Source organism: Aquisalimonas lutea (genome assembly GCF_030409225.1).
Taxonomy (GTDB): domain Bacteria; phylum Pseudomonadota; class Gammaproteobacteria; order Nitrococcales; family Aquisalimonadaceae; genus Aquisalimonas; species Aquisalimonas lutea.
Map to the genome: position 1 here is coordinate 48,174 of NZ_JAUFPK010000008.1, position 12,256 is coordinate 60,429.

Sequence of the window (12,256 nt, forward strand, 5' to 3'; positions counted from 1 at the left end):
CGCTAGGCAGTAGATTGTGGCGCTTCGCGAGGAGGAGAGATGAGCAACAGTACCCCGAAAATAGAGTTCGAAAACGTCCAGAAGGTGTACCCACCTGTCAAGAAATCAGGTGAACCGGTTGAGGCAATTGGCGATCTGTCTCTTGCGTTGGAGGAGTCCGAGATATTCTCGATCGTAGGGCCGACAGGGTGCGGAAAATCGACTGCACTAAACATGATCGCGGGGTTCGAATACCCGAGTGCCGGTGCACTGACCCTGGATGGAATGCCCATCGCCAATCCCGGGCCGGATCGGGCTGTCGTGTTTCAGCATCAATCCCTGTTCCCTTGGCTGACGGCCCTGGATAACGTCACTCTGGGCGTCAAGTGCCGGGGGATGCCCAAGAGCGAGTACATGGCGAAGGCACGAGAACTCCTCAATGCCGTCGGGCTGTCCGGATTTGAGAAGAGCTATCCGTATCAACTTTCCGGTGGAATGCAGCAGCGCGTCCAGATTGCACGGGCACTCATTAGTAGCCCGAGCGTGCTCCTGATGGATGAGCCTTTTGGTGCGCTGGATTACCAGACCCGACTCCTAATGCAGCAGCTCCTCCTCGAGCTTTGGATCGAATTCAGACCAACGATTTTCTTCATTACACACGACGTTACCGAGGCCGTGTTTATTTCGGACCGAGTCGGCGTGATGACGCAGCGTCCGGGGCGGCTCAAGACCGTCGCCGATGTTCCCATTGCCAAGCCCAGGACAATCGACACGCTTACCGATAGCCAGTTCACTGAGATCGAGCACCGCGTGCTGACCTCCGTCCAGGAAGAGATCGGAACCATTGGGCTTGGCGCAAGTAATAGCGACAGGAGGACCACCTGATGCTCAACACACGGTGGACCCAAGCACTTGCTATAGCCGGCGTTACCGGGTTTCTAGCGCTTACTGGCACGGCAGGAGCCGATAGTACAGCGCCGATTCAGTTCAATTACGGGGCTCCGACCTCTGTCTATCCGGTGTTGTATGTAGCCGAGGATTTAGGGCTCTTCGAGGAGCATGGGCTGAAGCCGAACTTCCATTATTTCGACTCGGGTGCCCCCCTTCTTGCCGGTCTTGAGAGTGAAAGTCTCGACGTTGTGACGACGGGACTCGCGTCGATCTTCGCCGTTGGACGTGGGATCCCTGTCGTCTACCTCTTCTGGGAAGGCGATGCCGCTCAAGCGGAGGGATTGGTCGCTCGGGACGGTGTGGACATGCAGTCCGTAGAAGACCTGAGCCAGGTAGGTACCGTCGGCGTGCCAACAGGTACGTGCGCTCACGTCTCCCTTTTCCACGCCGCGGACAAGGCGGGGATTCCGTATAAGGAGCTGGATACTGTCGATATCGCACCTCCCTTGTACGCAAACGCGTTTCACAGCGAGTCGATCGACGCTGGCTTGGCTTGGTCACCCTACCTTCTGGATTTGCAGGCGCAGGGTCACGAGGTCGTCGGGTTCGATCCCGAATGGGTACCTGGCGGCGGGGCATGTCCGGACATGACGTTGGCGCGAAAGGGCGCTCTCGAGGAGAACCCGGAACTGGGTCATCGTCTGGCGGCTGTCAACGCAGAAGCCAGAAAAGCGCTGGAGAGCAATCCGGACCTTGGCGTCCAGGCCATCGTGTCGCGGCTCAATGTCTCCCGGGAGGTCGCGGAGGCCGTTCTCGATAGGTATCTCCAAGGGGTCCCCTCTTTTGCAGAACAGTTGAGTCCTGACTCGCGATACGCACTGGTCGGGGCGGACGGACTTGTCGCGCAGCTGGTTTTGGCTGCCGAGACATTTGCAGAGCTCGGCGTCCTTGATGGGGCCCTCAGTGAGGACGAAATCTTACGTGCCATCGACGCCGATTACATCAAAAGCGAGTTGGCGGCCGGGAGGAATGATTAGCCATGGCTGTAACAACACCAGTGGATAGAACCCGCAACACAAGCAGAGCGGCAGGCGGGTCTGCTTCGAAGGGGAGCGTCAGCATGCTTCGCAGAGTTCCGTTACCGGTCATTTCGATTACCGCAATCGCCATACTACTTTTCATTTGGTACCTAGTGACGAATCTAGGAGTTGTTGGACCAAGGCAATTGCCGGCGCCGCAAGCGCTATTCAGCCAGTTTTTGACCCTGGCGGAGAACGGCTATCAGGGAACGGCATTACTGGTCCAGATCCAAGCGAGCCTCGGAAGAACACTCATCGGGTTTTTCATCGGGGCCACGGCTGGAATCGTCGTGGGCCTTGCGGGTGGATATAGCCGGATAATTGGTGCAGTGATTACACCAATAATGGCGTTTATTCGTCCCATTCCTCCGATCGCTTTCATTCCGATGGTGGTGCTTTATCTGGGGCTGGGCGAGACAGGGAAGATCGTTCTGATCGTGGTGACGGCATTCAATTACTCAGTGGTTAACGCTCAGGCAGGAGCTGCAGGAACACCCATCGCATACCGGCGAGCGGCGGCGACACTTGGGCTTTCAAAGTTTCAGGAATTCATGCGGATTATCGTACCTTCGGCGCTTCCGGCCATCTTTACCGGGCTCCGCGTTGCGCTTGCGCTCAGCTGGGCCGTTGTGGTTGCCGCTGAGCTGGTCGGTGCCCAGAAGGGTCTTGGATACATGATTAATAACGCCGCCCTTCTATTCGACATACCGACGGTATTCATCGGAATTATCCTCATCGGGATTATCGGTATGACGTTGAATGGGCTCATTGGTGTGGCCGAGAAAAAGCTTGTGCATTGGGGCGGGCGCTGATATGGAAACCGACGTAGCAACCGATCAGGCAAAAAATCCACTTGACGTCTATTGGGATTATGTTCGTTCCGGCCGATTTGCGATTCCTTCATGCCGGAAGTGTCAAAAGAAATTTCTTCCGCCGAGGCGGTTTTGCCCCGCGTGTGGATCGGAGGATATTGGCTGGAGAGAAAGCCAGGGACGTGGGTCTGTCTATACCTACACGGTCATTCATAGCGCACCGAATGAAGGGCTGAAAGCGGAAGTACCCTATGTGATCGCATTGGCTGACATTGAGGATCTTGGCACAGGCAGCCGATTCTACGCTCGCGTGTTCGACGTTGATCCCTCGGACATCTACACGGGGTTGCCCGTGAAGGTTGTTATCCGAAGTGACAGAAACGGAGACAGTCTGCCGGTGCTCGTGCCACGGGAGGATGCATGAACGGAGCAAGAACCGACGCTGCGATTGTTGGCGCGGCGACTTCGGACCTGGGCTATACGCCGGATTTCAGTACCCTTGACCTCATGGCGCAGGCCGCACATCGGGCCCTCGAGGATGCGGGAATCGGTAAGGACGAGGTCGACGGATTGTTTACTGCGACGGCGCAGGTGCATCTGCCGACGTTGTCGCTGTCGGAGTACCTCGGTATTCGGCCGACGTATTTTGACTCCACCGTCCACGGCGGGGCGTCAAACCTCTCCCATGTCCGTCACGCGATTGCCGCTTTGCAGAGTGGACAGTGCGAGGTCGCGCTGATCGTCTACGGAAGTACCCAGCGCTCGGAACTCAAGCGATCCGGCACGCGACCGGCGGTGGCGGTTCCTCCGCCGCTGGAGGCGCCCTACGGTCCGATGTTCCCCGTGACGTCCTACGCGCTGATGGCGCAACGGCACATGAGTGAGTTCGGTACGACCCGGGAAGATCTGGCCAATGTTGCCGTTACCGCCAGTCAGTGGGGGAGTTTGAACCCGGATGCGTTCCGCCGTTCCGTCATCACGGTTGACGACGTTCTGCAGTCGCCACTTCTGTCCAGCCCCCTCCGGGCGAAGGATTGTTGCCTGATTACTGATGGCGGTGGTGCGTTGGTAATTACCACGAGAGACCGCGCACGGTCTGCTCGTCAACGTCCCGTACATGTTCTCGGAACAGGCGAGGTGACGGAACACGAAGGCATGATCAATATGCCGGACCTCGCTTCAACCGGAGCCATTAGGACCGGACGAGTGGCCTTCGAGCAGGCCAGTTTAGAGCCATCTGAGGTCGATGTCGTTCAGATCTATGACGCGTTCACCATCAACCCGATCATGATCCTGGAAGACCTCGGGTTCTGTGACAAAGGCGCCGGCTCTCGGATTTTCGCAGAGGGGCGGGCGAGCCCTGGGGGAGATTTGCCTGTGAATACGAGCGGTGGAGGTTTGGCCTATACCCACCCCGGGATGTTCGGGATTTTCACGTTGCTCGAGAACGTCCGGCAACTGCGCGGCGAGGCGGGTGATCGACAGGTTGACCATGCCCGAATCGCTCTTGCGCACGGCATCGGGGGAACGATGTCAAGTCATTGCACGGTGATTCTCGGGAGCGATTGAGCACCCTTTTTGAAACAAAGAATGATTCGGAGTAGTGCGTAATGCGAAGGTTACTTTCACCGTCGAGTATTGCCGTTGTTGGGGCATCAACCAATCCGAAGGCTATTGGCGGCCAGCCTATTCGGCAATTGTTCAACCACGGGTACTCGGGGCGTGTACTCCCCGTCAACCCGAACCGGGACACTGTCCAGGAACTCGAATGTTTTCCCTCGGTCAGCGAGCTTCCCGGTGACGTCGATGTGGCGCTTATTGCTGTTCCGGCACCAAACGTTGAGGGGGTCGTCGAGGAGTGCGGAAAGAAGGGAATCCCGTACGCCGTGGTCCTAAGTTCCGGGTTTGCGGACGCCGGTGGAGACGGGATCGAGCTTCAAGAACGTCTGGTCAAGACCGCTCAGAAGTATGGCGTCAGAATCCTGGGGCCGAACTGCGTCGGATACATCTCGATGACGCACAACTTCTATGGAGGGTTTGGCGCATTTTTCGACTATCAGTTTGCGTCGGGTCCGGTCGGGTTTGTGACGCAAAGCGGTGGTGTTGGTGGCGGCCTTCTCACAATCCTGGAAGAACGAGGCATCCGGTTCAGCCATTTTCTCCATACGGGGAACGCAGCGGATATCGACATCGAAACCGGGATCGAGGCGTTCGTCGATGATCCCGACACGAATGTGATCCTCGCCTATCTGGAAGGCCTGGCGAACAACAGTCGCTTCCGGCAGGTCGCTGAACGCGCCTTGGTGGCCCGCAAGCCGATTATAGCCTGGAAGGCCGGAAAGTCAGCGCGAAGTGGCACGGCTGTCGTCTCTCATACCGGCCGAATGGCCGGGGATATCGATCGGTATCGTGCGGTCTTCGAAAGGTACGGTGTTGTCGAAGTAGATGACACTGAAGATCTCTCAGACACGTTAAAACTTGCCCAGATGCAGTGTATTCCGCACGGGAGGCGCGTTGGAATTGTGTCGGTGTCAGGCGGTGCGGGGGTAATCGCCGCGGACTGTCTAGAGGAAGCCGAGAACGTCGAACTCGTTGATTTCAAAGATGAAACAGAGCGGAAAATCTCGGAACTTCTACCCGGATTCGCAACGAGCCGGAATCCGATTGACGTGACCGCACAGATTTTCAACGAGCCTGATCTCTTCGAAAAGGTGGTCGGGGCCGTATGCGAGGAAAACGAGGTCGACGTGATCGTTACCTGCATTGCCTCGGTCCACGGCGAGGTCGGCGAGACGATCGCACGAGCCATTGCGGATACGCAGAGCAAGGTTGGTGTTCCGATCGTGACCGTGTGGGCGTCCCGCGATGAATTGAATGCGCCCGCCTTCAGAATTCTAGATGAAAAAGTGGTTCCGATCTTTCGTTCCCCAGAGCGGGCGCTGCGGGCGCTTGACCGCGTTGCGGCATTTGGCATAACGCTGACGGCTCGGGAGAAGGAGAAAGAAGCGCGGCCGACGGAGCTGCCCGAACGGCTGGACGGCCAATACGATGCGAGCCAGGACAAGCAGCTAACGAGGCTCACAGAGTTCGACACGCTGGAGATGCTGCGGACCTACGGTGTTGCCGTCCCCGAGCAGAGACTTGTCACCGATGAGGGTGACGTGTCGCAGGCTCTGAAGGATGTCGGCACACCGGTCGTCATGAAGGTTCAGTCGCCGGATATCGCGCACAAGGCGGAGATCGGCGGTGTCGCCCTGACTGTTGAGTCCGAGGACGATGCGATTACGGCTTACAGGCAAATCATGGACGCTGCCTCGAAGGTCAGCGGCGCAGAGATCCGCGGCGTTGTCATGCAGCGTAAAAGCCGTCCGGGCGTCGAGATTATCTGCGGGTATGTACGGGACGCCGTCTTGGGGGATTTTCTCCTGTGTGGCGGCGGTGGGACGGACGTCGAGAAGAAGCGGGATGTGCAACTCATACCGATGCCAGCCACGACCCGCGAGATTCGGGACAAGGTTCGGCGCGTGCATGCGGTGCGCAAGTTCGAATCCCAGCATCATCAATTTGACTCGCTCATCACGGTTATTTCTGCGCTGCAGCAATTTGCTCTGGATCACGCTGGAGATCTCGGGGAGCCTGAGATCAACCCGGTGATTATCAATGAAGACAGTGTTATTGCCGTGGATGCTCTAGCGATTGCCAGAAAATGACGGAATTGACGAGCCAATAGTCAGGAGATGTTTATGAGTAACACAGATAATGTTCTCTCCTTTCGGGAAGTCACGGAAATCCTGAGAATCATGGATGACGTACCTCGTGGAGGAGAGGTGACGTTAAAGATTGGTGAGGCCTCGCTGAAGATCAGAGTTGGGGGAGGGGGCGAAGCACGGAGCACGACGTTGCCGGAGCCGACGCGGGCAGTCAAACCGGCCCCCACCGCAAGCGAGAAGCCCCCAGCCGCTGAGGGAGCTAGCGCGGCCGGGCGGACAGGTGATACGGGCGCGGCGGCGACGCGGGCTGATGAAGCGCCTGAGGGCTGGACGGCCGTGGAAAGCCCCATGGCCGGAGTTTTCTATCGAACTCCCTCCCCGGGCGAAGCACCGTTCGTTGAGGTGGGTGATTTCGTTGAGAAGGGGCAGCAGGTCGGGATCATTGAAGTGATGAAGCTGATGAATCGGATCGTCGCACCCAGCAATGGGATTGTGCGCGAAATCTGCCTCGAGAACGAAGAACTCGCTGAGTTCGGCTCGGTTCTCATGTGGATCGCGGAGGCGAACGAGGCAGAGGCCACGAGCGGCTGAGCTCTGGGCAAGGAGGACGGTCATGAAACGGGTTTTGGTCGCTAACCGTGGAGAAATCGCGGTCCGCGTGATCCGCGCCTGTCGCGAGATGAATATCGAAGCGGTAGCCGTGTACTCCAAGGCAGACGCGAACGCTCTTCATGTGGAGCTGGCCGACCGGGCGATATGCGTGGGACCTGCACGGGTTACCGACAGCTATTTGAACATGGACGCCATTATCCAGATAGCGCTTTCTACGGGGTGTGACGGGATCCATCCCGGATACGGTTTTCTCTCGGAGAACCCTGAGTTCGCGCAGAAATGCTCCGATGAAGGACTCACGTTCATTGGGCCTGACGCCAGCATCATCAGGGCAATGGGGGACAAGGTCCAAGGGCGGCTTATTGCCAAGGAGGCAGGAGTTCCGATTGTGGACGGAACCGAGGGAACGGAGGTGAGTTTCGATGACGTAGCGGCGCTCGCTCAACGTTCCGGCTTTCCGGTCCTGCTCAAGGCGGCCGCAGGCGGTGGCGGCCGGGGAATGCGCATTGTCTGGAGCGAGGACGAGCTTAAGGGACAGTTTGAGGATGCACAGGCAGAAGCGCTGTCCTCGTTTGGTGACAAGACGGTGTATGCGGAGCGGTTCTTACCCTCAATCAGGCACGTAGAGGTGCAGGTGATGGGCAATGGCGAAGGAGAAGTCATCCACTTCGGAACGCGTGATTGCACGTTGCAGCGGCGTCACCAGAAGGTCGTGGAGGAGGCACAGGCGACCTATTTTTCACCGGAGAAACGCGAAGAGATTGCATCGGACGCCGTGCGGCTTGCGTCTCACCTGGATTACGCCGGGGCAGGAACGGTTGAGTTCGTTGTTGATGCCCAAACGGCGGAGCACTTCTTTATCGAGGTGAATACCCGCATTCAGGTGGAGCATCCGGTAACGGAGATGATTACAGGTGTCGATCTCGTCAGGGAACAGCTCGAAGTCGCATCAAACGGAAGATTTTCCGAGGATGCGCAGGCGAGTAATGAGCTAAGGGGACATGCGTTAGAATTGAGAATTAACGCCGAGGATCCCGATTCGAATTTTGCACCATGCCCTGGGAGAATTAATAATATGACAATACCTGGTGGTCCGGGCGTACGGTTTGATTCCCATATGAGACCAGGGGCAGAAATTTCTCCTTTTTATGATTCGATGATTGCCAAGCTGATTGTGCACGACATCAATCGCAAAAAGGCTATTGCTAGAGCGCAAAGAGCTCTTCGGGAGTTCGATATAACGGGCGTCAAAACGAATTCAAAGTTCCTTCTTGAAATTGTTTCTTCAACCGATTTCGTTAACGACGACATCGATACTGGATGGTTGGAGAGAAGATAAAGATTTACTACGCAATACTGAATTTTGTATGAGGACTCGAAGATGGGTAAGAGAGTTGAAATTGAGGATATAACGATAAGGGACGGTGCTCAATGCCTTTGGGCGACACGATTGTCCACGGAGGAAATCGTTCCTATCGCTAAGACCATTGATCAAGCGGGGTTCACGGTTGTTGATTTGACTGGGGGCGCTGCGATCGACACGAGTATCATGTATTTGCAGGAGGATCCGTTCGAGCGTTGTCGGGTACTCAGTGAATTGATGCCGAATTCGAGATTAAACTTTAACTCTAGAGGTCAGAGCGTATTTCGGTGGACGCAATACCCCGATGATGTAGCGGAATTAACAATTCGAGTGTTCGCTCGTAACGGCATCAAGTCGATCATGTTGTTTGATCCCCTGAACGACATGAGGAATCTGGAATTTTCGGCGAAGATTGCAAAGGAACACGGACTATATGTCATTGGAAGCGTGACGTACACCATCAGTCCGTATCACACCGACGAACACTTCGTGGAGAAGACTCGCGATTTAGTTGAGATGGGTGTGGATGCGGTCTCCCTCAAGGACCCAAGCGGGCTATTAACCGCGGAGCGCGCCGTAGGTTTGCTAAGGCAGATGCGATCAGTGCTTCATGGCCAAGCATTGCAGTTACATTGTCATACGTCGACTGGCACCGGGGAGGAGGTCCATAAGGCAGCAATGGATATGGGCGAAGAAGGGCCGGATGTGTATCACGGTGCGGCACCGCCACTGGCATGGGGCCTTTCGCATCCTTCGCATGAGTTTCTGGTCGACAACTTGGTGGAAAGGGGGTTCGACGTCGGTTTGGACATGGAAGCCGTCCGAGACATGAGCGCTTACCTCCGCTATTTAGCTGAGAAACGAGGGCTTCCGGAGGGCAAGCCCGTTTCTAAAAGTGAAGGGGAAGGGACCCGGCGGCACGGTGTGCCAGGTGGGATGTTCAGTAATCTGCGGAGCCAACTCGAGGATCAAGGCTGTGCGGACCGTTTGCCCGAGGTATTGGAAGAAGTCCAGCGGGTTCGCCATGACCTGGGTTATCCCCTTCTTGTCAGCCCGATGGCCCAATATGTGGGTACCACCGCGGTACTAAATGTGCTTGCAGGGCGGTATGAGGTGGTTCCCGACGAAGTCAGAAACTACTTGCTCGGGTACTACGGGACGCCACCTGGGCCCGTGGACGAGAACATCCAAGACAAGATCCTAAACGGTGCGGAACCGATCAAGGAGCGTCCTGGAGAAGTTCTTGAGCCAATGGTCGAGGAGTTCCGAAAGAAAAACGGTCCCTTTCAGACGGAGGAAGACCTGGTTCTGAATATCTTCTATTCGAAGCCAATCCTGGATAAGTGGAATCTCAAGAACTGGGAGGGCTACCGAAGAACCCCGAAAAACGCTACGACATTCTTAATGCGTGAGGCAGTCACGAAAACGGACATCGACGAATTCTCATTTGAAAATCAAGAAAAGAAAATCACGGTAACATATCAAGCGGACTAGAGGGCGGAGTCATGGTAAAAATTGCGATTATCCTTTTCAGGAACAGTATGTCGCTTGAAGAGCAGCACCGGTGGTGGCTTGAAGAGCATGCACCGATGGCCCGGAAAATGCCTGGGCTTCGGGGCTACACGATCAATTTAAGTGCCAAGGGTGAAGGAGGTGAAGAGCCTGAAATTGCCGGAACGGATTACTTGGAGTTCGACGACTGGGAGTCTGCCATGAAGGCTTATCAGTCAGTGGAGTGGAATGAGGCACGAGAACACACGGCCAAAAGCGGGGCCAAAGCAATTCGGACATGGATTAAGGAGACAAGACATATTCTCGAAGAGTAAGAAGGATCTTCGACCAAGGGGGCAGTCTGAGCCCGATGTGACCGGTAGAACGCTGGGCGGCGTCGAGGATGCTTGTGTAAGTGTAGCAACGGCAGGTCATGGAGAATGGGCCAGGCGCGAGGCATACCAATGGTTTCTCGGAGAGCCTTGCCGTTCTTGGCGTGGCTGCCGAGCGTCACGGTCCGCACGTTGTGGGCGGACCTTCTGGCTGGGCTCACGGGAGCGGTCATCGTTTTGCCCCAAGGCGTCGCCTATGCACTGATAGCCGGGCTACCGCCGCAGTATGGGTTGTATACGGCGATCGTGCCACCGGTTATCGCTGGCTTGTTCGGTTCGTCGCGACACTTGGTCTCAGGTCCTACTGCTGCGATCTCAATTGTCGTGTTCAGCGTCGTCAGCGGCGTTGTCTCACCGGATAGCCCGCAGTTCGTTCCGTACGTGCTCACCCTTACCTTCATGGCTGGCGCCATCCAGTTCATGCTCGGGTTGGCAAGAGTGGGCACGTTGGTGAACTTTATCTCGCACACGGTCGTGGTAGGATTTACGACCGGTGCGGCGGTGGTGATCGCCGTGAGTCAGCTGCGTCATTTCCTCGGCCTGGATGTCGGCAGCAGCGCTTCCTTCCCCGAGACCGTATCGACAGTGATGAGCGCCTTGCCCGCGACGAATCCGTGGGCGGTCGCCATCGGTGGGATCACGCTGATTACCGCAATGGCTGTGCGCTGGCTATGGCCGCGTTCGCCGGGGTTACTTATCGCCATGGTTGTCGGAAGCGTTGCGGGCACTGTCTTGGGCGCCGAGCGCTATGGTGTCGAGCGGGTTGGGGCTATTCCCGGCGAGCTCCCGGCGCCGTCATTCCATTTGCTCTCGCCGGAGGCAATGCCTGAACTCGCTTCAGGTGCGCTAGCGGTTGCGGTGATCGCGTTGATTGAGGCAGTGGCCATTGCCCGGGCCGTGGGGATGCGGTCCCGCCAGCGTATCGACGGCGACCAGGAGTTCATCGGTCAGGGGCTATCCAATATTGTCGGCAGCTTGTTCTCCTGCTATGCGGCGTCCGGGTCTTTCACACGCACAGGGGCGAACTATGAGGCTGGGGCTCGTACCCCGCTCGCTGCGGTCTTCGCGGCGTCGATCCTGCTTGTTGTTGTGCTTGCCGTACCCGGTGTGACGGCCTATCTACCAATGCCGGCGATGGCTGCCGTGGTACTGGTCATCGCCTGGAATCTCGTAGATCTTGGGCGGTTGCGCCAGATTGTCAGTGTAAGCCGTGAAGAGACGGCGATTTTGGTCGTGACATTCCTGGCGACTCTGTTGCTGGATCTGGAGTTCGCTATTTACGCGGGTGTGCTTCTGTCTTTATTGCTGTTCCTCAAGCGTAGCGCCCGGCCCTACATCGTTGCTGTGGCGCCAATGCACGGGCGGCCCGGCCGGCCGTTGCGGAACGCTGCCAAACGCGGTCTGGCGGAGTGCCCGCAAGTCAAAATTCTGCGCATCGACGGCCCGCTGTTTTTCGGTTCGGCAGACCATCTACAGGGGCATCTTGGGCAGTTGACCGAGGCTGGCTACAGTCATGTGGTGCTTGAGGGCAGTGGCGTCGATTTTGTGGACGTTGCGGCCGCGGAGACGCTCGCACAGGAGGCAGAGCGTTTTCGCAGTCTCGGTGGCGGATTGTGGCTTTGTAGTTTCAAGGAACCGGCGGGGGAATTACTACGTTATCGCGTCTTTCGAGACGCAATTGGCGCGAAATATATCCATGGCTCGCCGGACGACGCCATTGGAGCGATTTTTTCGGAGACTCCGCTGTGCAGTGAGTGTCGACAAGAGGACAGACGCTGTTGTCGGTTGATTGACGGTGCTCGTGAAAGCACGGACGAGCGGGTGACGAGGCAGCCGACACCTTATCTGCCGTAGGTGGCGTGTTAAGTCTAGACCTTAGTTACCACCATCTAGGCCTGTCTCGCCTGCACTACCTATGTCCGTAGCT

The 12,256-nt window shown here is 56.9% G+C and carries 11 protein-coding genes; all 11 read left to right on the top strand.

Annotation, left to right across the window (positions count from 1 at the left end):
- Positions 1-39 precede the first annotated feature (39 nt).
- The 11 genes from QWY84_RS19535 to QWY84_RS19585 all read left to right on the top strand — a co-directional run bounded on the left by QWY84_RS19535 (position 40) and on the right by QWY84_RS19585 (position 12,183).
- On the top strand, positions 40-864 hold the full coding sequence (locus QWY84_RS19535) for an ABC transporter ATP-binding protein (protein WP_290204736.1): 825 nt from the start codon (positions 40-42) through the stop codon (positions 862-864).
- Positions 864-1,907, top strand: a complete 1,044-nt coding sequence (locus tag QWY84_RS19540) for an ABC transporter substrate-binding protein (RefSeq protein ID WP_290204737.1) — start codon at positions 864-866, stop codon at positions 1,905-1,907. The genes QWY84_RS19535 and QWY84_RS19540 overlap by 1 nt, the downstream gene beginning before the upstream one ends.
- Positions 1,908-1,990: 83 nt before the next feature.
- Positions 1,991-2,761, top strand: a complete 771-nt coding sequence (locus QWY84_RS19545; RefSeq protein WP_290204738.1) for an ABC transporter permease — start codon at positions 1,991-1,993, stop codon at positions 2,759-2,761.
- Position 2,762: 1 nt separating this feature from the next.
- The gene (locus QWY84_RS19550) at positions 2,763-3,185 is read left to right on the top strand and encodes a Zn-ribbon domain-containing OB-fold protein (RefSeq protein ID WP_290204739.1); all 423 of its coding nucleotides are present in this window, start codon (positions 2,763-2,765) and stop codon (positions 3,183-3,185) included.
- Entirely contained in the window at positions 3,182-4,330 is a 1,149-nt protein-coding gene (locus QWY84_RS19555; RefSeq protein ID WP_290204740.1) for an acetyl-CoA acetyltransferase, read from the top strand. Before QWY84_RS19550 ends, QWY84_RS19555 begins: the two co-directional genes overlap by 4 nt.
- A 41-nt stretch (positions 4,331-4,371) precedes the next feature.
- Positions 4,372-6,471, top strand: coding sequence for an acetate--CoA ligase family protein (locus QWY84_RS19560; RefSeq protein WP_290204741.1), 2,100 nt, complete (start codon positions 4,372-4,374; stop codon positions 6,469-6,471).
- Positions 6,472-6,504: 33 nt separating this feature from the next.
- Complete coding sequence (locus tag QWY84_RS19565) at positions 6,505-7,062, top strand: acetyl-CoA carboxylase biotin carboxyl carrier protein (protein ID WP_290204742.1); 558 nt, start codon at positions 6,505-6,507, stop codon at positions 7,060-7,062.
- A gap of 22 nt (positions 7,063-7,084) precedes the next feature.
- Positions 7,085-8,422, top strand: a complete 1,338-nt coding sequence (locus QWY84_RS19570; protein WP_290204743.1) for an acetyl-CoA carboxylase biotin carboxylase subunit — start codon at positions 7,085-7,087, stop codon at positions 8,420-8,422.
- 42 nt (positions 8,423-8,464) lie between these two features.
- A complete protein-coding gene (locus QWY84_RS19575; RefSeq protein WP_290204744.1) occupies positions 8,465-9,940 on the top strand; it encodes a pyruvate carboxylase subunit B in 1,476 nt (491 codons plus the stop codon).
- A gap of 11 nt (positions 9,941-9,951) precedes the next feature.
- A complete protein-coding gene (locus tag QWY84_RS19580; RefSeq protein ID WP_290204745.1) occupies positions 9,952-10,272 on the top strand; it encodes an EthD family reductase in 321 nt (106 codons plus the stop codon).
- Positions 10,273-10,428: 156 nt separating this feature from the next.
- Positions 10,429-12,183, top strand: a complete 1,755-nt coding sequence (locus QWY84_RS19585; protein WP_290204746.1) for a SulP family inorganic anion transporter — start codon at positions 10,429-10,431, stop codon at positions 12,181-12,183.
- Positions 12,184-12,256: the final 73 nt, after the last annotated feature.

Coding starts and splice junctions, on each gene's coding strand:
- QWY84_RS19550 (WP_290204739.1), top strand. CDS start 2,763: ATGGAAACCGACGTAGCAACCGATCAGGCAAAAAATCCACTTGACGTC.
- QWY84_RS19535 (WP_290204736.1), top strand. CDS start 40: ATGAGCAACAGTACCCCGAAAATAGAGTTCGAAAACGTCCAGAAGGTG.
- QWY84_RS19575 (WP_290204744.1), top strand. CDS start 8,465: ATGGGTAAGAGAGTTGAAATTGAGGATATAACGATAAGGGACGGTGCT.
- QWY84_RS19570 (WP_290204743.1), top strand. CDS start 7,085: ATGAAACGGGTTTTGGTCGCTAACCGTGGAGAAATCGCGGTCCGCGTG.
- QWY84_RS19580 (WP_290204745.1), top strand. CDS start 9,952: ATGGTAAAAATTGCGATTATCCTTTTCAGGAACAGTATGTCGCTTGAA.
- QWY84_RS19560 (WP_290204741.1), top strand. CDS start 4,372: ATGCGAAGGTTACTTTCACCGTCGAGTATTGCCGTTGTTGGGGCATCA.
- QWY84_RS19555 (WP_290204740.1), top strand. CDS start 3,182: ATGAACGGAGCAAGAACCGACGCTGCGATTGTTGGCGCGGCGACTTCG.
- QWY84_RS19565 (WP_290204742.1), top strand. CDS start 6,505: ATGAGTAACACAGATAATGTTCTCTCCTTTCGGGAAGTCACGGAAATC.
- QWY84_RS19540 (WP_290204737.1), top strand. CDS start 864: ATGCTCAACACACGGTGGACCCAAGCACTTGCTATAGCCGGCGTTACC.
- QWY84_RS19545 (WP_290204738.1), top strand. CDS start 1,991: ATGCTTCGCAGAGTTCCGTTACCGGTCATTTCGATTACCGCAATCGCC.